An 18,628-nucleotide genomic window follows, 5' to 3' on the forward strand; every position below is an offset into this window, starting at 1 on the left:
GACCGGTGAGGTGATAAGGGAATCCTAGGGGCCGAAGCGGTGTGTCATCGAGCGGATACGGTTTTGATCTGGAGAATGGCACCACTTTCGGGTGGCCGACCGGTGGACGGCTTGCCGGCGAGTGGGGCAAAGCCCCCAGAAGACACCGGAACCCTTCCCGGCCGCTAGCCCTCTGACGCCTTGCCACCCGAACGGGGTGCGCCCACCGACGCGCCCGCCTTGACTCCGCCGTCCTTGCCGGACGCCGGCGTCTCGAAGGACTCCAGCGCCTCCAGGACGTCCTGGACCCGGGAGATCTCGGCGTTGATGTCCTCGCGCCGGCGCACCAAAATCTCCAGCTCCCGCTTGCCCTCCTCGACCGTGCGCCGGGCCTCGCGGATCGCCTCCGCCTTCAGCTCCTCGGCCTCCTTGACCAGGCGGGCCTTCTTCTGCTCGGCCTCCTTGAGCAGCCCCTCCGCCTTCTTGACGGCGGCGATGCGCACCTTCCCCGCCTCGGAGTTGGCCTCCGAGACCAGCTCCTTGGCCTTCGCCTCGGCCTTCCCCAGCTGCTCCTCGGCGGCCTTGATGAGCGCGTCGCAGCGGTCGCCGGTGGACTTCATCGTCTCGGCGGCCTCGCGGCGGGCCCGCTCGTGCAGCTCCTCGATCTCGGTCGTGATGCGCTCGCGCAGCTCCTCCGCGCGCTCCCTGATCGCGGTGGCGTCCCGGCGCGCGCCGACCAGCAGCTCGTCCGCGTCCGTGCGCGACTTCTCCACCATCGAGTTGCCCTTGATGGTCGCCTCGGAGACGATCCGCTCGGCCTCGCTGCGGGCCGCGCCCACCATCGTGTCGGCCTGCGACTCGGCGTCCGCGGTGGTCTTCAGCGCCTGCTCCTGCGCCTCGCCGAGCAGCTTGTCCACCTCGGCCGTGGTCTCCGTGATGAGCGTGTCGACCTGCTCGGCCGCCTCGGAACGCCGCTTGTTGGCGTCCTTGCGGGCCTCGTCCAGGGTGCGTTCGGCATCCTCGCGGGCGGAGTTGAGGAGCCGCTCGGCCTCGGCCTCCGCGTCCGCCTTGAGCCGCTCGGCGTCCGCCCGTACCCGCTCGGCGTGCTGCTGGGCGGAGCCCACGGTCTCGGCGGCCTCGGCGCGCAGCCGTTCGGCGTCGCCGGCGGCGTCCCCGACGAGCTGCTCGGCGTGCGCCACCGCCTCCGCGCGGACCCGGTCCGCCTCGGCGAGCGCCTCGGCGCGTACCCGGTCGGCCTCGGCCACGGTCTCGGTCTGCAGCCGGTCCGCCTCGGTGAGCGCCTCGGTGCGCACCCGGTCGGCCTCCGCGACCGTCTCCGTCTGGAGCCGCTCGGCCTCGTTGCGGGCCTCGGTGATGAGGGTGTCGGCCTGGGTCGCCGCGTCCGAACGGATGCGGTTGGCGTCCTCGCGGGCATCCGCCCGGGTACGGGCAGCCGCCTGGTCGGCCTCGGCGAGCGCGTCCGACGCCTCGGTGCGCACCCGCTGGGCGTACTCGCCCGCGTCCGAGCGCAGCCGCTCGGCCTCGGCGATCGCCTCCGCCATCGTCCGCTCGGCCAGCGCCTTCGCGGCCTCCGACTCCTCGTGCGCCTCGCGCCGGACCCGGGAGGCGTCCTCGCTCGCCCGCTCCCGCTCGGCGTAGGCGTCGGCGCGGACCCGGTCCGCCTCCTCGCCGGCCTCCCGCTTCGTCCGGTCCGCCGCGTGCTCGGCGGCCGAGCGCAGCCCGGCGATCTCCTCCTGCGCCTGCTCGTGCAGCCCGGCGACGGAGTCCCGCACCTGCTGGGCGTGCTGCTCGGCGGCGGCGACCATCTCCGTGGCGCGCCGGTCGGCCTCCTCCACCAGCCGGGTCGCCTCGGCCTGAGCCTCCTCGACCCGCTTGCGGGCGGAGGCCAGCAGCTCCTCGCTCTGCTCGCGGGCCCGCTGCCGCTCCTGGCCGGCCTCCTCGCGGGCGGAGCCGAGGAGTTCCTCGGCCTCGCGGCGGCGCCGGGCGGCCTCCTCCTGCGCGGCGGCCAGCGTCTCGGACGCCTCGGCGCCCAGCCGCTCGGCGGCGGCCTGCGCCTCCGCGCGCACCCGGTCGGCGGTGTCCTGGGCCTCCGTCTTCAGCCGTTCGGCCTCGGCGGCGGCCTCGGACCGCAGCCGTACGGCGATGGCCTCGCCCTCGGCGCGGGAGGCGGACGCGTCGGACGCGGCCTCGGTGCGCAGCCGGTCGGCCTCGGTCTCGGCCTGCTGCTGGAGGGTGCGGATCCGCTCGGCCGACTCCGCGCGCAGCCGCTCGGACTCCTCGGCGGTCTCCCGGCGGATCCGTGCGGCCTCCTCGCGGGCGTCGGTCAGCGCCTGCTCGGCCGACGCCAGCCGCTCCTGCGTCTCCGTCTGAAGACGGGTCAGCTCCTCGGCGGCCTCACCGCGGCGGGCCTCGACGGCCCGCTCGGTCTCCTCGCGCAGCTCCCGCGCCGCCTTCTCGGCGTCCGACCGGGTCGTGTCGGCCTGCTCGGCGGCCTCGGCGCGCAGCCGCTCGGCCTCCTTGCGGGCGCGCTCCAGGGTCTCCTCGGCCTGCCGGCGCAGACCGGTGGCCCGCTCGATGGCCTCGGTGCGGACCTTCTCGCTGTCGGTGGTCGCGGTCTTGCGCAGCTCGTCGGCGTCCGCCTTGGCCTTGGCCAGCAGCTCCTCGGCGGACCTGGCCGCCTCCTCGATCTGCGCGACGGCCTCGCGGCGGGCCTCGGCACGGATCGACTCGCCCTCGGCGACCGCGTCGGCGCGCAGCTGCTCGGCCTCGCCGCGCAGCCGGCGGGCCTCCTCCTGCAGCTCGACCGTCTTGGCGCGGTACTCCTTGGTGTCGTCCTTCGCCGCGCCCTTGAGCTGCTCGGCGATGTCGTGCGCCTCGGCGCGCAGCCGGTCCGCCTCGGTCTCGGCCTCCGTGCGGATCCGCTCGGCCTCCTCGGCGGCGGCCCGAGTGGTCTTCTGGGCGTCCTCCGACGCCTTGTTCAGCACGTCCTCGGCGGTCTTGGCCGCCTTGGACAACTGGGAGGCCGTCTCCTCGGCGGTGACCGAGCGGGCCTTCTCACCGGCCTCGGCGACGATCTTCTCGGCCTCGGCCCGGGCGTCGGCGACCAGCTGCTCGGCCTCGGACTTGGTGTGCTCGGCCTCCTTGGTGGCCTCCTCGACCAGCCGGGCGACCTGCTCCTTCGCCGTGCGCGTGCGCGTCTCGTTGGCCGCCTCGGCGCTGGCCAGGGCCTTGGCGGCGGCCTCCTTGGCCTCCGTCTGCAGCTTCTCGGCCTCGGCCTGCGCCTTGCGCAGCGCCTCCTCGGCCGCCGTCATCCGCTCCTCGGCGGCCCGGCTCAGCTCGGCGGCCTGCCGACGGGCGGTGTCCGACTCGCCGACCGCGTCGGTGCGCAGCTGCTCGGCGTGCTCGGTGGCCTCCTGGGCCTGCGTGGAGGCGGCGTTCAGCAGGCGCTCGGCGTCCGTGCGGGCACGGCGCAGGAGCTGCTCGGCCTCCGCGCGGGCCGCCTCGGCGTCGGCCTGCAGCCGCTCCCGGGCCTCCCGGGTCAGCCGCTCGGCCTCGGCGCGGGCCGCGGTCATCGCCTGCTCGGCCTCGGCGCGGGACTCGTCCAGCAGCCTGCGGGCCTGCTGCTCGGTACGGGCGCGCAGCTGCTCGGCCCAGGCCACGTTCTCGTTGACGTGGGACTCGACCGTGGAGCGGCGCTCGGCCAGCTCCTGGTCCAGCTGCTGGCGCCGGGTCACCGCCTCCTGGTGCAGCTCGGCCTGGAGCCGGGCGGCCTGCTCGGCGTGCTCCTGCAAAATGCGCTGGGTCTGCGCGCGGGCCTGGCTCAGCTCCCGCTCGGCGTCCTGGCGCAGCTGCTCGGCCTGCATCTGGGCGTTGCGGAGCAACTGCTCGGCCTGGTAGCCGATGTCACCGCCGTCGTAGGCGGGCCGGGTCATGAGGGTGCGCCGCGCCTCGTGCAGCTTGGCACGCAGCACCTCGACCTGGTAGCCGAGGTCCTCGGCGTGCTGAATCGCCTTTTCCCGCTCGGTCCTCAGCCGCTTCATCTCGGCCTCGAACCGAGAGAGGTGGTCGACGTCAGCCGCCGGCTCTCGCTCCTGGCTCTCGTAGCCCCGCACTGCGCGGTCCCATCCGTCCCCTGGTCAGCTTCTCCAACGAGCTCCGTCCATCCGCCGGACGGGGCCCCCGGGGAATGGTGTCAGATCAACGGCGGAGCACGGGCTGCTGCCCCGACGCTCGTCCCCCGAAACCCGGACCCCGGCATGCGGTCGCCCCGGTTGAAGAGACGACCGCCCCCAACCCTACCGGCCCATATGTACGGGGGTCAGTGCTCGGGCGACTCAACAGGGGCCGAAGTGACCAGTTCTGTCAGGACTCCATGGCAATCCTTGGGGTGCAGGAAGGTGATCCGTGACCCCATGGAACCGCGTCGGGGCTCCTCGTACAGCACGCGTACGCCCTTGCCGCGGATCTCCTCGGCGTCGCCGTCCACATCCGCCGTACCGAAAGCGATGTGATGGACGCCCTCGCCGTTCTTCGCGAGCCACTTGCCGACCGCCGAGTCCTCGCGGGTCGGTTCCAGCAGCTGGAGGTAGGAGGCGCCGCCGTCGGACGTCTCGTTGATCTTGAGCATGGCCTCGCGCACGCCCTGTTCCTCGTTGACCTCGGTGTGGAACACCTCGAAGCCGTACGTGGCCCGGTAGAACTCGACGGTCGCGTCGAGGTCGTGGCAGGCGATCCCGATGTGGTCGATTCGCGTCAGCATGGAATCAGTGCAGCGCTCCCGAGGTGGTTACGCAACGTGCGCGCGATCACACCGACAGGCCGATGACGGCGTGCGCGACCGCTCAGTACATTCGAAGTAAACCCTCGTTCACTCCTCGGCTGTGTACAGCTGGAAGGGGATCGCACCTCATGTCTTCTGGAACGACCAGCTCGGTGATCGTCGCGGGCGCCCGGACGCCCATGGGGCGGCTGCTGGGCTCGCTGAAGTCCTTCTCGGGAGCCGACCTCGGCGGCTTCGCGATCAAGGCCGCCCTCGACCGTGCGGGGATCGGCGGCGACCAGGTGCAGTACGTGATCATGGGCCAGGTGCTGCAGGCCGGCGCGGGCCAGATCCCGGCCCGCCAGGCCGCGGTCAAGGCCGGCATCCCGATGAGCGTCCCGGCGCTCACCATCAACAAGGTGTGCCTCTCCGGCCTCGACGCCATCGCCCTCGCCGACCAGCTGATCCGCGCCGGCGAGTTCGACATCGTCGTGGCGGGCGGCCAGGAGTCGATGACCAACGCCCCGCACCTGCTGCCCAAGTCCCGCGACGGCTTCAAGTACGGCGCCGTCCAGATGCTCGACGCGATGGCCTACGACGGTCTGACCGACCCGTGGGAGAACATCCCGATGGGCGAGTCCACCGAGAAGCACAACACCCGCCTCGGCATCGGCCGCGCCGAGCAGGACGAGATCGCCGCCCTGTCCCACCAGCGGGCCGCCGCCGCGCAGAAGAACGGCCTGTTCGAGGCCGAGATCACCCCGGTGGAGATCCCGCAGCGCAAGGGCGACCCGGTGCTGTTCAGCAAGGACGAGGGCATCCGCGGCGACACCACCGCCGAGTCCCTGGGCAAGCTGCGCCCGGCCTTCGCCAAGGACGGCACGATCACGGCCGGCTCCGCCTCGCAGATCTCGGACGGTGCGGCGGCCGTGGTCGTGATGAGCAAGGCCAAGGCCGAGGAGCTGGGCCTGACGTGGCTCGCCGAGATCGGCGCGCACGGCAACGTGGCCGGACCGGACACCAGCCTGCAGTCCCAGCCGTCCAACGCCATCCTGCACGCCCTGAACAAGGACGGCCTGGAGGTCTCCGACCTCGACCTCATCGAGATCAACGAGGCCTTCGCCGCCGTCGCCGTGCAGTCAATGAAGGACCTCGGCGTTTCCACCGAAAAGGTGAACGTGAACGGTGGTGCGATCGCCCTGGGTCACCCGATCGGCATGTCCGGCGCCCGTCTCGTGCTCCACTTGGCGCTCGAGCTCAAGCGCCGCGGCGGCGGCGTCGGCGCGGCCGCGCTGTGCGGCGGCGGCGGCCAGGGCGACGCGCTGATCGTGCGCGTGCCGAAGGCCTGAGTTCCCCCGCACAGCCGAAGGTACGTCGCCGAAGTGAACGGAGCAGTTTGATGCAGGACGTCTCCTCTCTGGTGGCCCAGGCCAGGGACGGCCGGCCGCGGGCCGTGGCCCGGCTGATCTCCCTCGTGGAGGGGGCGTCCCCGCAGCTCCGGGAGGTCATGGCGGCGCTGGCCCCGCTGACCGGCAACGCCTACGTGGTCGGTCTGACCGGTTCGCCCGGCGTCGGCAAGTCGACCTCCACCTCGGCGCTCGTCACCGCGTACCGCAAGCAGGGCAAGCGGGTCGGCGTCCTGGCCGTCGACCCCTCGTCCCCGTTCTCCGGCGGCGCCCTGCTCGGCGACCGCGTCCGGATGTCGGACCACGCCTCCGACCCTGGCGTCTACATCCGCTCGATGGCCACCCGGGGCCATCTCGGCGGCCTGGCCTGGGCCGCTCCGCAGGCCATCCGCGTGCTCGACGCGGCGGGCTGCGACGTGGTCCTGGTCGAGACGGTCGGCGTCGGCCAGTCGGAGGTCGAGATCGCCTCCCAGGCGGACACCAGCGTGGTGCTGCTGGCCCCCGGGATGGGCGACGGCATCCAGGCGGCGAAGGCGGGCATCCTGGAGATCGGCGACGTCTACGTCGTCAACAAGGCCGACCGGGACGGCGCCGACGCCACCGCCCGCGAGCTGAACCACATGCTGGGCCTGGGCGAGGCCCGCGGCCCCGGGGACTGGCGCCCGCCCATCGTCAAGACGGTCGCGGCCCGTGCGGAGGGCGTCGACGAGGTCGTGGAGGCCCTGGAGAAGCACCGCGCGTGGATGGAGGAGCGCGGAGTGCTGGCCGAGCGCCGCCGCGCCCGCGCGGCCCGCGAGGTGGAGACCATCGCCGTCACCGCGCTGCGCGAACGCATCGGCGACCTCCACGGCGACCGCCGCCTCAGCGCCCTCGCCGAGCGGATCACCGCCGGCGAACTGGACCCGTACCGCGCGGCGGACGAGCTGGTCGAGGGGCTCACACAGGGCTGAGTCTGGCCGGCTCCCCGGCGGCGCTGCTAGCATGATCGACATGTTCCTCCTCCTGGCGTAGAGCGCACCTGGCGCGCGGGGTCCGACGACGGGCCGCCGCGCCCTCCGGTGTCCCCTCTTCCACGCCTTCCGCAGAGGAACGTTCGCGTGTCCACGCACCCTTCGCGGCCTTCGTACGCCGCTGTCCTGCGCATCCCGCATGCGCGCCGCGCCTTCATGTCCGCCCTCACGGCCCGCCTGTCCTACGGCACGGTGGCGCCGGCCCTTCTGCTGTCCGTCACCGGTGCCACCGGGTCGTACGCCGTCTCCGGCGCCGTGCTGGCCCTGTTCGGCGCCATGACCGTGTTCCTGATGCCGTACCGGGCCCTGCTGATCGACCGCCACGGCCCGCGCCGGGCCCTGCTGCCCATGTCGGCGCTGTACGGGGCCCTGCTGTGCGCCCTCGCGGCCCTCACCTGGCGGCCCGGGGCGCCGTCCGCGGCGATCGCCGGGGCGGCCGCCCTGGCCGGTGCCTGCGCACCCCCGCTGGGCCCGACCATGCGCGCGCTGTGGGCGGAACTGGCCCCGGACCGCGCTCTGTTGCAGCGCGCCTACAGTCTCGACGGCGTCGCCGAGGAACTGCTGTACGTCTCCGGTCCGGCGCTGGTCGGCGCGCTGATCGGCGTCGCCCCGCCGGCCGCCGCGATCCTGCTGAGCGCGGCGCTGGTCGTGGGCGGCACCTGCGTCTTCGTCACGTCCCCGGCGCTGCCCGGTCCGCGCCCCGGCCCCGGCGGCGGACGGCGCGGCCCGCTCCGCGGCCTGCTCGCACCGGTCGCGGTGGCCCTGGGCACGGGACTGGCCCTGAGCGGAGTGGACCTGCTGGCGCTGGCGTTCGCGTCCGAGGGGTCGTACGACACCGCGCTGGTGCCCTGGGTCCTGGGCGCGCTGTCCGCCGGCAGCGCCGTCGGCGGGCTGGTGAACGGCGCGGTGGCGTGGCGGGCGTCCGCCCGCGTCCGGCTGTGCGGGTTCGCGGTGGCCCTGGGCCTGGTGATCGCGGTGGCCGGCCTGGCCCCCGGCCTGTGGACGTTCACCGGGGCGATGGCCCTCGCGGGCGCGTTCATCGCCCCGGCCCTGACGACGGCGTACCTCCTGGCCGACGAGACGGTCCCCGAGGACAGCCGCACGCAGGCCGGCGCGTGGGTGAACATGGCGGTGAACGCGGGAAGTTCCGGCGGAGCCCTGGTGACAGGGCTGCTGATCGGCCGGTTCCCCCTGGAGCTGTGCTTCCTGGCGGCCGGTGTCACCGCCGCGACGGCCGCGGCCGTCGCGGCCGCGGCCCGGGCGGGCGCCGGGGACGCCTCACGCCGGGAGGGCCCGCGGGAGGCCGCCAGCCGGTGACCCGGACCGCCACCGCCCTGAGCCTCCCGGGAGGCTCAGGGCCGTCCCCGCTGCCCCCTGAGGTGCTCGGCGATCGGCTTGAGCGCCTTGTCCAGCTCCGTCAGCGCGTCCGGTGACAGCAGGTCGATGAAGTGCCGGCGCACCGATGCCACGTGGTGCGGCGCGACCTTCCGCATTGTCTCCATGCCGTGGTCCGTGAGGACGGCGTAGAGACCCCGCCGGTCGGTGTCGCAGTTCTCGCGGCGCACCAGGTTCGCGTTCTCCATACGCGTGATCTGGTGCGAGAGCCGGCTCTTGGACTGCAGGGTGGCGGAGGCCAGGTCGCTCATCCGCATCCGCACGTCTTCCGACTCGGACAGGTTCACCAGGATCTCGTAGTCGTTCATTGTCAGGCCGAACGGCTGCAGGTCCTTTTCGAGCTGGTACGTCAACAGCCTGTTGACCTCCAGGTGGGTGCGCCAGGCGCACTGCTCCGCATCGGTCAGCCAGCGCGTGGCCGTCTCGGTCTCCATGAATGAAGTCTACCTAAGAAGTTGAATGACGAACTACTTCGGGTGGTGTGACAGTGCGCACGCGTTCGACGTCACACTCCGCAGACTACCGCTCACAGCCCGAAGCGACGCTGGAGGTCTCCCAGCTGTCCGGGAAGGCGCGGTACGCCCGAGGATTGCGGACCGTGTCCGACCGGTGCCGTTCCGCCACCGCCGGGGACCCCCGGTTCGGACGGAACGGCCCCCGTCGCCGCCTCCGCCATGAGGGCCTCCGTCGATTGCAGCAGGACCGTCCCGGCGCCCACGAACTCGAACTGGTGCTCCTCGCCGGAGACCCCGCCGAAGCCCGTCATCGCACGTAGTCCGCCCAGTACACCCGTCATGTACCCATGGTCGTAGTGATGGCACGGGGACGGGCAGTCGGCCCACCCGACGAGCGCCTGAGGGTCGACCCGGATCGGAGGTTCCATGAACACCACCGGGCCGTTAGATGCGGCCACAAACTTTCCGGTTCCGATAAGGGTCAGAAAACCCGGCACGATCGATTGTTTCATCGCGAGACTTGGCTGAAAAGCGAGCAGATTGCCCGCGCGAATGGTCAAGTTCCCGTCGTCCAGGTCGTAGGAGTTGACGTCGAAGGCCCGGTCGGCCAGCAGCATCTTGCCGGAGCCCTCCGCCACGACCCAGTCGCTCGCGTGCAGTGGCGAATGAAACGACGTACGGACAAGTCGGTCGAGTCGGCCGTGCCCGACGCCGTTGAACTCGATCGCCCCGTAGTAGGCGATCATCTTCCCCTTCTGCAGGAACCACTGCCCGCTCTTGAGCTCGACGCAGAACGTGTACGAGTTCACGTTGTCGTCCGCGGGCAGCGTCACCGGGTCGTACACGACCGGACCGGCGCCCGGAGTCCCGTAGGTGCTCACAGCTTCTCCTCCGACGCCTGGACGTACACCGTGCCGTTGCCGCTCAGCTCCAGCTGGAAGGCCTCGCCGGAGCCGCGGCCCACCATGTCGCGCCAGCCCAGCGCGGTGGACAGCTTGTTGCGGATGTCGCCGTGATGGGCGACGTAGGCCTGGGGGTCGACATGGACGGGGCGCTGCGGGGTGACCGGGATCTCGATGACGCCGCCGTGCGCCATCACCGCCACCGCGCCCTGCCCCTGGAGGGTCGTGGTGAACAGGCCCTGCCCGGTGACCTGCCCCCGCACCAGACCCATGACCCCGCCCTGCGAACCCATGAACATCGTGCCCTGGCGCAGGGTGCCCTCGAAGGCGAGCAGCCGGTCGGCCTCGACGTGGAGCGTGTCCCCGGAGAGGGTGATCACCTGGACGTGGTGGCCGCCGTGCCCGAAGAAGACCGTGCCGCTGCCCTCCACCGTCATCAGCGGGGTCGCCTCGCCGGCCACCCGGCGCCCGAGCATGGACATCAGGCCGCCCTGGCCGCCCTGGACGTTGGGGGTGAAGGACACGTCCCCCTTGTAGGCGAGCATCGCCCCCCGCTGGCTGAACAGCCGCTGCCCCGGCAGCACGGTCGCCTCGACCATCTTGGAGTTGATCTCTCGGAAGGTCATCTCACAGGTCCCCCGCGATCGTGTTCCGCTCGCTCGGCTGCACGTACACCAGCCCGTCGCCCTCGAAACGGATCTGGAACGCCTCGCCGCCGCCCTCCCCGAGGAGCGTGCGGAACGTCACGCCGGACTGGAAGGACTGCCGGACGTTGCCCTGATGGGCCACATAGGCGCCCGGGTCGACGATCAGCGGGTACTGCGGGCTGACCCGCAGGACCACCGCCGGTCCGTCGGAGATGATCGCGGCCTGGCCGTGGCCCTCCACGGTCGTCGTGAACAGGCCGTTGCCCTGCGAGGCCCCGCGCAGCCCGGTGAACGTCGTCCCCGTCCGCAGTCCCGCGTCCGTCGCCAGCAGGTTGCCCGCCTCGACGTACAGCTTGTCCCCCTGGAGGCCCACCAGGTTGATCTCGGACGCCCGGTCCGCGAACCAGCAGGTCCCGTGTCCTTTCACCTCCATCACCGTCATCTGCTCGCCGGTGAGCCGCCGGGTCACCATCCCGCGCAGCCCCTCGCCGCCACCACTCAGCTTCTTGAAGGCCATCTGCCCGTCGTACGCGACCATCGAGCCGTTCTTCGCCTTCACGGCGTCTCCGGTCATGTCGACGGCGAGCACCTTGCTCCCTTGGAGTCGGAACATCGCCACGCTGGGAAAGTAGCGGCCGGGCGGGTGGGCGGAACAGGGCCCAGGGGTGGACACCCACCCTGAGCGGACCCCTAGGGACGCGGTTTGCCACAATGGGGGAACGCTTGTGCGTGCGTTCACAAACGATTACTCCCCCGAAGGTGACCCGTGGACATCAAGACCGCCACCGCCCTCCGCCGCCTCCGCCTGGTCTCGGCCCCGGAGGCCGTGTCCTTTCTGATCCTGCTCGTCTGCTCGGTACTGAAGCGGACCACGGACTTCGACGCGGTCCCCGTGATGGGCGCGATCCACGGCGTCCTGTTCGTCCTCTACGTGATCTTCTGGGCGGACGCCTGGAACCGCACCAAGTGGCCGCTGAAAACGGCGGCCCTCTACTTCGTCCTCTCGGTGCTGCCCACCGGCGGCTTCTTCGCCGAGCGCAAGCTGCGCCGCGAGGCCGAGGACGCCGTCATCGCCGCCCGTGCCCGCAAGGAAGGAGCGGTGAACGCGTGATCGTCGCCTTCTCCGTGACGCCCCTCGGCGTCGGCGAGGACGTGGGGGAGTACGTCGCCGACGCCGTGCGCGTGGTCCGTGAGTCGGGCCTGCCCCACCGCACCGACGCCATGTTCACCTCGGTCGAGGGTGAGTGGGACGAGGTCATGGCCGTCGTCAAGCGGGCCGTGGCCGCCGTGGAGGCGCGCGCCCCGCGCGTCTCGCTCGTCCTCAAGGCCGACATCCGCCCCGGAGTGACCGACGGCCTCACCTCCAAGGTGGAGACGATCGAACGGCACCTGGCGCGCTAGCCGCCGCATCAGCGTGAAGCCCCGGCCGTACCGGCCGGGGCTTACCCGTCTCGGCCGTTCGGGTGAACGCCGCCTCCGTCAGGGGCTCGTGCGCGATCGTGCGGCCGGGCTCGTCGAGGTCCGGCCCGTACGGGGGCGGCGGCCGGGGCCGACCAGGCGCTGCCCTCCTGCCACTTCGGACCACTTCGGCCCCATGGGCGAGCTCCTCGCCGAGGGAGTCCGCGCGGCCGACGCGCGCGACTCTGGGAGCCTCGGGCAACTGGGTCCTCGCGCGGCGGTGTTGGAGTGGCCGGGACCGTGGAGCGGCGGCGGTCCGCCGCCGTCCCGGGCGATCCGGACGTCGCTGATTGCCGGGTCAACGATTGATCCGCCAACAAGCGCAGCTCACCCGTTCGGCCTAGGCTGAGTTGCGGGGGGCGACTCTGTCGGCCCCTAACCGGAGGAGATCCGTGATGGGCAAAATCACCACCGGTGCCTTCAAGACGTACACAGCGGTGGCGAGTTTCGACCGAGCCAGGGAACTCGCCAACACCACGTCGCCGTTCACCATCGAGGTCCGCTTCCTCGGCGGACTGACGCAGACCCAGCAGAACGCCTTCGCCGCCGCCGCCGACCGCTGGTCCCGGGTCATCGTCGGCGACCTGGACACGGTGGTCGTCGGGGACGACATCATCGACGACCTGCTGGTCGAGGCGGAAGGCGTCGACATCGACGGCCCGTCGGGCATCCTCGGCATGGCCGGTCCCACCGACTTCCGCGACGGCTCCGCCCAGTTCGGGGCGCTGCTGCCCGCCAAGGGCGTCATGCGGTTCGACACCGCCGACCTGGAGGAGATGGAGGCGAACGGCACCCTCATCGACGTCATCACGCACGAGATGGGCCACGTCCTGGGCATCGGCACCCTCTGGCCGACCCTGGGCTTCCTCAAGGGCGCGGGCACCCAGAACCCCACGTTCCACGGCCCCCAGGCCATGGAGGAGTTCGCCAGACTGGTCGCGGAGAGCGTCCCGGTCCCGGTCCCGGTCGCCAACTTCGGCGGACCCGGCACCCGGGACAGCCACTGGCGCGAGGCGGTCTTCGTGAACGAACTCATGTCGCCGTTCATCGCCGGCCCCGGCAACCCGCTGAGCAAGCTGACCGCGGCCAGCCTCGGTGACCTCGGCTACCAGGTCGACCTGGCGGCCGCCGAACCGTACACGCTCCCCAACCTGATGCAGATCGCCAGGGACGGGCACCTGGTACCCCACATGGCCCCGCTGGGCGACGGCATGATGCTGCCGGTCGTACCGACCCGGCTGCCCGCGTCCACACCCTGACACCCCCACAGGCCGAGCCGCGGCCCGTCCTTCCAGGGCGGTCGCGGCTCGCCGCCGTGCGCCACCGGCGCCTCGTCCCCGGCATCGGTGAACGCCCCCCTCAGCCTCCCGACGCCAGCGCCAACCCCAGCGGTGTCCGCTCGTAGAGCACCTGGTGGCCGTAGCGCCGCGCGGTCAGCAGGCCCGCGGCGCGCAGCACCGTCAGATGGGCCGACACCGAGGACGCGGCCAGCCCCAGCCGGTGTGCCAGCGCGGAGGTCGACGCAGGCTCGTCCAGCGCGGCCAGCACCGCCGCCCGGTTCCGGCCCAGCAGCCGTACCAGCGCCTCGGGCACCCGGGCGCCGGGCTCGGTCCACAGGCCGGCGATGCCGCGGGCCGGGTAGACCACCGTGGGCTGCCACGGCGCCTCGAAGCCGGTGATCACGTCGGGCCACGAGAACACGCTCGGCATCAGCACCAGCCCCTGGCCGCCGAGGTCGCGGGCGTACTCGCCGTGCAGCGCGAGCGTCAGCGTCCGGCCGTTCCAGGACAGCCGCCCGTCCAGCTCCGGCAGCAGCCTGCCGAGCCCCACCTCGGCCAGCCGGCGCGAGTGGAAGGCCACGTCCGCCTCGAGCAGGGCCCGCAGCCGGAGCCAGTCCGGCTCGACCAGCACCCGCCAGGCCTCCTCCAGGGCGTCCGCCAGCTCCCGCACCATCCGCGCCGGATCCGCCAGCCAGGCCCGGCCGTACGCCGACTCCGTCGCGCCCGGGGTGCAGGCCAGCGCGCGGGCGGTGTCCTCGCGGGCCGCCTCGGGGTCGGACGCCCGGACAGCCGCGATCTCCTCCTCGAACGTGGCGGCCGGCCCGACCGGCGGCGGACCGAGCCAGTCCGGCGAGTGCCCCCGCCGGGGCATCAGCAGCCACAGCGGAGCGAGGTCGAGCCCGGCCGCCGCGGTACGGATCCGCCGCAGCCACGGCGCGTGATAGCCGTGCCGGTCCGGACGCTTCAGCGTCCGCACCGCCTCCTGGGTCTCCCAGAGCGGCGACACCGCGAACCGACAGCGCAGAAAGTCGTCCTCACCGAAGCGCAGAAGCGAGGGCACGTCCACCTCCCTGACGAGCCGGGGCCGGAACCGTCGGCCCGGCTGAGGCCCCATGGCGGCCCGCGCCCCCGGAACACGCGCCGGCTCCCCCACCGCCCCTTCGCGTGACGGTGAGGCCGCAGGCAGCGCCGGCACGAGCGCGCGGGCCCGGGCCACGGTCGCCCTTCGCCGGGCCCGAACCCAAGCAACATTCGGCCCAGGACGAAACTCTACGGCGGCTCGCCCTCCACCCGGCACGCTGCCCCGCATGTCCGCACCACCCCAGGCGGCCCCGGCGCGCCCCGCCGGATACGGCCGTGTCTTCGCCGTGCCCGAGTTCCGGGCCGTCTTCGCCGCGCACGTCCTGTCCATGCTCGGTGTGGTCGTCAGCGAGGTCGCCCTCTCCGTCCTCGTCTACGACCGCACCGGCTCACCCCTGCTGAGCGCGCTCACCTTCGCCCTGGGCTTCCTGCCGTACGCCCTCGGCGGCACCCTGCTCGCCCCGGTCGCGGACCGCTTCCCGGCCCGGCGGGTGCTCGTCACCTGCGATCTGGTCTGCGCGGGCTGCGTGGCCGTGATGGCGACCCCCGGCACCGGCATCGGCGTCCTGCTCGCGCTGCGCTGCTGCCTCGCCGTCGTCTCCCCGGTCTTCTCCGGGACCCGCATGGCCACCCTCGCCGACGTCCTGGGCGACGGCGACCTGTTCGTGCTCGGCCGCTCCCTGCTGCGGATCGTCGCCCAGAGCGCCCTGCTCGCCGGCTACGGCCTCGGCGGACTGCTCCTCACCGCGGTCGCCCCCCGCCACGCCCTCCTCATCACCGTCGGCACCTTCCTCGCCTCGGCCGCCCTGCTCCGCCTCGGCACCCGCCGCCGCCCCGCCCGCGCCCACCGCCGGACGGACACCCCGCCCGGCCTCCGGGCACTGCTCACCCACCCCAGGATCCGGCTGCTCCTCCTCCTCTTCTGGCTGCCGCCGGCGTTCTCCGTCGTCCCCGAGGCCCTGGCCGCTCCGTACGCCGACGCCCTCGGCAGCGGCCCGGCCGGCCTCGGCCTGCTCATGTGCGCCCTGCCCGTCGGCACGGTGGCGGGCGAGCTGTACGCCGGCGCCCGGCTGCGGCCCGCGGCCCGGGAACGCCTCGCGCTCCCTCTGCTCTGTCTGTCCCTGCTTCCGTACCTCGGCTACGCCCTGCGCCCCGGGCTCCCCGTGTCCCTGCTGCTCCTGCTGGTGTCCGGGGCCGGCTCGGCGTACACCCTGGGACTGGACCAGTGGTTCGTACGGGCGGTGCCGGACGAACTGCGCGGGCGGGCCATGACGGTGCTGAGCGCCGGGCTGATGACCGTGCAGGGCGCGGGCATGGCGCTGGCCGGGGTGGCGGCGCAGGCGGTGGGGGTGCGGGCGGCCGTGGCCGGCGCGGGCGCGCTCGGCACCCTGTGCTGCTGCGGGCTCGCCCTGGCCGTCCGGGCGGGCGGCCGGGAAGCGGAGACGGATCCGGCGGGCGACCGAAACCCGAGACAGAGCTGACCGGCATATGACCGGCCGGTAGGGTCTGATGACGTGCCGAAGCCTCTCAGCCTCCCGTTCGACCCCATCGCCCGTGCCGACGAGCTCTGGAAGCAGCGCTGGGGAACCGTGCCGTCCATGGCCGCGATCACCTCGATCATGCGGGCCCAGCAGATCCTGCTCGCCGAGGTGGACGCGGTGGTCAAGCCGTACGGGCTGACGTTCGCCCGCTACGAGGCGCTGGTGCTGCTCACCTTCTCCAAGGCCGGTGAGCTGCCGATGTCCAAGATCGGTGAGCGGCTGATGGTGCATCCCACGTCGGTGACGAACACCGTGGACCGGCTGGTGAGGTCCGGCCTGGTGGCCAAGCGCCCCAACCCCAACGACGGCCGCGGCACCCTCGCGGTGATCACCGAGAAGGGCCGCGAGGTGGTCGACGCGGCAACCCGCGACCTGATGGACATGGATTTCGGGCTCGGGGCGTACGACGCGGAGGAGTGCCAGGAGATCTTCGCGATGCTCCGTCCGCTGCGGATCTCGGCACACGACTTCGAGGAGTGACCCGGGGCAAGATCTCCCGGAACGGGTGGTTACGCTCGACTCCATGAAAAAGAGCGTGCTGACCCGCTACCGCGTGATGGCGTACCTCACCGGTGTCCTGCTGGTGCTGCTGTGCCTGGGCATGATCGCGAAGTACGGGCTGGACGTCGACGGTGCCGCCGACTTCACCCGGGTCGTCGCCATCGCCCACGGCTGGCTGTACGTCGTCTACCTGGTCTTCGCCTTCGACCTGGGCTCCAAGGCGAAGTGGCCGGTCGGCAAGCAGCTGTGGGTGCTGCTCGCGGGCACCATCCCCACGGCCGCCTTCATCGTCGAGCGGAAGATCAGCCGCGAGCTGGACGCCCGGGCCGGCGACCAGGCCCCGGCCGTCGCCAAGGCGTAACTCACACCGCCGTACGGACACCGTACGGCGGTCAGCCATCGACATTTACTAGGACGTCCTAGTAAATTCGAAGGCATGGACGCTCACGCCATCGAGGAGGGCCGCCGGCGCTGGCAGGCCCGCTACGACGCCGCGCGCAAGCGCGACGCGGACTTCACCACGCTCTCCGGCGACCCCGTGGAGCCTGTGTACGGGCCCCGACCGGGTGACACGTACGAGGGATTCGAGCGGATCGGCTGGCCCGGGGAGTACCCCTACACCCGTGGGCTCCATCCGACCGGCTACCGCGGGCGGACCTGGACGATCAGGCAGTTCGCCGGGTTCGGCAACGCCGAGCAGACCAACGAGCGGTACAAGATGATCCTCGCCGCCGGCGGCGGGGGCCTGTCCGTCGCCTTCGACATGCCGACGCTCATGGGCCGCGACTCCGACGACCCGCGCTCGCTCGGCGAGGTCGGGCACTGCGGCGTCGCCATCGACTCCGCCGCCGACATGGAGGTCCTGTTCAAGGACATCCCGCTCGGTGACGTCACGACCTCCATGACCATCAGCGGTCCCGCCGTGCCGGTCTTCTGCATGTACCTGGTCGCCGCCGAGCGCCAGGGTGTCGATCCGCGGGTGCTGAACGGCACCCTGCAGACCGACATCTTCAAGGAGTACATCGCGCAGAAGGAGTGGCTCTTCCAGCCCGAGCCGCACCTGCGCCTGATCGGCGACCTGATGGAGCACTGCGCGGCCGGCATCCCCGCCTACAAGCCGCTCTCCGTCTCCGGCTACCACATCCGCGAGGCCGGGGCCACGGCCGCGCAGGAGCTGGCCTACACGCTGGCGGACGGCTTCGGGTACGTGGAGCTGGGGCTCAGCCGCGGCCTCGACGTCGACGTCTTCGCCCCCGGTCTGTCTTTCTTCTTCGACGCCCACGTGGATTTCTTCGAGGAGATCGCCAAGTTCCGGGCGGCCCGGCGGATCTGGGCCCGCTGGATGCGGGACGTGTACGGGGCGCAGAGCGACAAGGCGCAGTGGCTGCGGTTCCACACGCAGACGGCGGGTGTGTCGCTGACCGCGCAGCAGCCCTACAACAACGTGGTGCGCACGGCCGTGGAGGCGCTGGCCGCCGTGCTCGGCGGGACCAACTCGCTGCACACCAACGCCCTGGACGAGACCCTCGCGCTGCCGAGCGAGCAGGCCGCGGAGATCGCGCTGCGCACGCAGCAGGTGCTGATGGAGGAGACCGGGGTCGCCAACGTGGCCGATCCGCTCGGCGGCTCGTGGTACATCGAGCAGCTGACGGACCGGATCGAGGCGGACGCGGAGAAGATCTTCGAGCAGATCAAGGAGCGGGGCCTGCGGGCTCACCCGGACGGGCGGCACCCGATCGGGCCGATCACCTCCGGCATCCTGCGCGGGATCGAGGACGGCTGGTTCACCGGTGAGATCGCCGAGTCGGCGTTCCGCTACCAGCAGTCCCTGGAGAAGGGTGAGAAGCGGGTCGTCGGCGTCAACGTGGCGACCGGATCCGTCACCGGGGACCTGGAGATCCTGCGGGTCAGCCACGAGGTGGAGCGGGAGCAGGTGCGCGTGCTCGCCGAGCGGAAGGCGGCGCGGGACGACAGCGCCGTACGCGCCGCACTCGACGCCATGCTGGCCGCCGCGCGGGACGGCTCCAACATGATCGGGCCCATGCTGGACGCGGTGCGCGCCGAGGCGACGCTCGGCGAGATCTGCGGGGTGCTGCGGGACGAGTGGGGCGTGTACACGGAGCCCCCGGGGTTCTGACGGCGGATGCGTGCGGGCCGGTGGAGCACTTCCGCCGGCCCGTCGTCGTCTCCGGGA

General features: G+C 72.4%; 17 protein-coding genes. 10 read left to right on the forward strand and 7 right to left on the reverse strand.

The annotated features are described in order from the left end of the window. Positions 1–164: 164 nt before the first annotated feature. Positions 165–4,112 (reverse strand): polarized growth protein Scy, encoded by a 3,948-nt coding sequence (gene scy / locus FHS34_RS24010; protein ID WP_184968794.1) that lies wholly within the window; start codon positions 4,110–4,112, stop codon positions 165–167. A 206-nt stretch (positions 4,113–4,318) separates the two neighbouring features. Continuing rightward, positions 4,319–4,759, reverse strand: coding sequence for a methylmalonyl-CoA epimerase (gene mce / locus FHS34_RS24015; RefSeq protein ID WP_184968796.1), 441 nt, complete (start codon positions 4,757–4,759; stop codon positions 4,319–4,321). A 149-nt stretch (positions 4,760–4,908) separates the two neighbouring features. Here mce and FHS34_RS24020 point away from each other — a divergent pair, with 149 nt between their 5' ends. From FHS34_RS24020 to FHS34_RS24030, 3 genes are all read left to right on the forward strand, one after another. Continuing rightward, positions 4,909–6,108, forward strand: coding sequence for an acetyl-CoA C-acetyltransferase (locus tag FHS34_RS24020; protein ID WP_184968798.1), 1,200 nt, complete (start codon positions 4,909–4,911; stop codon positions 6,106–6,108). 50 nt (positions 6,109–6,158) lie between these two features. Continuing rightward, positions 6,159–7,115, forward strand: a complete 957-nt coding sequence (gene meaB / locus FHS34_RS24025; RefSeq protein WP_184968799.1) for a methylmalonyl Co-A mutase-associated GTPase MeaB — start codon at positions 6,159–6,161, stop codon at positions 7,113–7,115. A 147-nt stretch (positions 7,116–7,262) separates the two neighbouring features. Next, positions 7,263–8,492, forward strand: coding sequence for an MFS transporter (locus tag FHS34_RS24030; RefSeq protein WP_184968801.1), 1,230 nt, complete (start codon positions 7,263–7,265; stop codon positions 8,490–8,492). Between the two features lie 35 nt (positions 8,493–8,527). Here the strand turns inward: FHS34_RS24030 and FHS34_RS24035 are convergent, their stop codons facing one another. From FHS34_RS24035 to FHS34_RS24050, 4 genes are all read right to left on the reverse strand, one after another. Next, positions 8,528–9,004, reverse strand: a complete 477-nt coding sequence (locus FHS34_RS24035; protein WP_184968803.1) for a MarR family winged helix-turn-helix transcriptional regulator — start codon at positions 9,002–9,004, stop codon at positions 8,528–8,530. Between the two features lie 92 nt (positions 9,005–9,096). After that, a complete protein-coding gene (locus FHS34_RS24040) occupies positions 9,097–9,906 on the reverse strand; it encodes an AIM24 family protein (protein WP_184968804.1) in 810 nt (269 codons plus the stop codon). Beyond that, the gene (locus FHS34_RS24045) at positions 9,903–10,553 is read right to left on the reverse strand and encodes an AIM24 family protein (RefSeq protein ID WP_184968806.1); all 651 of its coding nucleotides are present in this window, start codon (positions 10,551–10,553) and stop codon (positions 9,903–9,905) included. Before FHS34_RS24045 ends, FHS34_RS24040 begins: the two co-directional genes overlap by 4 nt. Position 10,554: 1 nt before the next feature. Further along, positions 10,555–11,187 carry an AIM24 family protein gene (locus tag FHS34_RS24050; protein ID WP_184968948.1) on the reverse strand — a complete coding sequence of 211 codons (633 nt, stop codon included), beginning with the start codon at positions 11,185–11,187 and terminating at the stop codon, positions 10,555–10,557. Positions 11,188–11,340: 153 nt separating this feature from the next. Between FHS34_RS24050 and FHS34_RS24055 the strand changes: the two genes are divergently transcribed. The 3 genes from FHS34_RS24055 (at position 11,341) to FHS34_RS24065 (ending at position 13,291) form a co-directional block, all read left to right on the forward strand. Beyond that, the gene (locus FHS34_RS24055) at positions 11,341–11,685 is read left to right on the forward strand and encodes a DUF3817 domain-containing protein (protein ID WP_184968807.1); all 345 of its coding nucleotides are present in this window, start codon (positions 11,341–11,343) and stop codon (positions 11,683–11,685) included. Beyond that, the gene (locus FHS34_RS24060) at positions 11,682–11,975 is read left to right on the forward strand and encodes an MTH1187 family thiamine-binding protein (RefSeq protein WP_184968809.1); all 294 of its coding nucleotides are present in this window, start codon (positions 11,682–11,684) and stop codon (positions 11,973–11,975) included. The genes FHS34_RS24055 and FHS34_RS24060 overlap by 4 nt, the downstream gene beginning before the upstream one ends. 452 nt (positions 11,976–12,427) lie before the next feature. After that, complete coding sequence (locus FHS34_RS24065) at positions 12,428–13,291, forward strand: leishmanolysin-related zinc metalloendopeptidase (RefSeq protein ID WP_184968811.1); 864 nt, start codon at positions 12,428–12,430, stop codon at positions 13,289–13,291. 100 nt (positions 13,292–13,391) lie between these two features. On the opposite strand, the gene FHS34_RS24070 is transcribed toward FHS34_RS24065, so the two are convergent. Further along, positions 13,392–14,372 (reverse strand): ArsR/SmtB family transcription factor, encoded by a 981-nt coding sequence (locus tag FHS34_RS24070; protein ID WP_184968813.1) that lies wholly within the window; start codon positions 14,370–14,372, stop codon positions 13,392–13,394. A gap of 247 nt (positions 14,373–14,619) precedes the next feature. Here FHS34_RS24070 and FHS34_RS24075 point away from each other — a divergent pair, with 247 nt between their 5' ends. The 4 genes from FHS34_RS24075 to icmA all read left to right on the forward strand — a co-directional run bounded on the left by FHS34_RS24075 (position 14,620) and on the right by icmA (position 18,571). Continuing rightward, a complete protein-coding gene (locus tag FHS34_RS24075) occupies positions 14,620–15,873 on the forward strand; it encodes an MFS transporter (protein ID WP_184968815.1) in 1,254 nt (417 codons plus the stop codon). A 33-nt stretch (positions 15,874–15,906) separates the two neighbouring features. Beyond that, positions 15,907–16,413 carry a MarR family winged helix-turn-helix transcriptional regulator gene (locus FHS34_RS24080; RefSeq protein WP_184968817.1) on the forward strand — a complete coding sequence of 169 codons (507 nt, stop codon included), beginning with the start codon at positions 15,907–15,909 and terminating at the stop codon, positions 16,411–16,413. Between the two features lie 43 nt (positions 16,414–16,456). Continuing rightward, a complete protein-coding gene (locus FHS34_RS24085; RefSeq protein ID WP_184968819.1) occupies positions 16,457–16,795 on the forward strand; it encodes a DUF3817 domain-containing protein in 339 nt (112 codons plus the stop codon). Between the two features lie 75 nt (positions 16,796–16,870). Next, complete coding sequence (gene icmA / locus FHS34_RS24090) at positions 16,871–18,571, forward strand: coenzyme B12-dependent isobutyryl-CoA mutase large subunit (RefSeq protein ID WP_184968821.1); 1,701 nt, start codon at positions 16,871–16,873, stop codon at positions 18,569–18,571. Positions 18,572–18,628: the final 57 nt, after the last annotated feature.

It is taken from the genome of Streptomyces echinatus (assembly GCF_014203595.1).
Lineage (GTDB): Bacteria > Actinomycetota > Actinomycetes > Streptomycetales > Streptomycetaceae > Streptomyces > Streptomyces echinatus.

Excerpts from the sequence above, each read along its gene's own strand:
- FHS34_RS24065 (WP_184968811.1), top strand. The coding sequence starts at position 12,428 with ATGGGCAAAATCACCACCGGTGCCTTCAAGACGTACACAGCGGTGGCG.
- mce (WP_184968796.1), bottom strand. The coding sequence starts at position 4,759 with ATGCTGACGCGAATCGACCACATCGGGATCGCCTGCCACGACCTCGAC.
- FHS34_RS24075 (WP_184968815.1), top strand. The coding sequence starts at position 14,620 with ATGTCCGCACCACCCCAGGCGGCCCCGGCGCGCCCCGCCGGATACGGC.
- FHS34_RS24045 (WP_184968806.1), bottom strand. The coding sequence starts at position 10,553 with ATGACCTTCCGAGAGATCAACTCCAAGATGGTCGAGGCGACCGTGCTG.
- icmA (WP_184968821.1), top strand. The coding sequence starts at position 16,871 with ATGGACGCTCACGCCATCGAGGAGGGCCGCCGGCGCTGGCAGGCCCGC.
- FHS34_RS24035 (WP_184968803.1), bottom strand. The coding sequence starts at position 9,004 with ATGGAGACCGAGACGGCCACGCGCTGGCTGACCGATGCGGAGCAGTGC.
- FHS34_RS24085 (WP_184968819.1), top strand. The coding sequence starts at position 16,457 with ATGAAAAAGAGCGTGCTGACCCGCTACCGCGTGATGGCGTACCTCACC.
- FHS34_RS24050 (WP_184968948.1), bottom strand. The coding sequence starts at position 11,187 with ATGTTCCGACTCCAAGGGAGCAAGGTGCTCGCCGTCGACATGACCGGA.
- FHS34_RS24020 (WP_184968798.1), top strand. The coding sequence starts at position 4,909 with ATGTCTTCTGGAACGACCAGCTCGGTGATCGTCGCGGGCGCCCGGACG.
- meaB (WP_184968799.1), top strand. The coding sequence starts at position 6,159 with ATGCAGGACGTCTCCTCTCTGGTGGCCCAGGCCAGGGACGGCCGGCCG.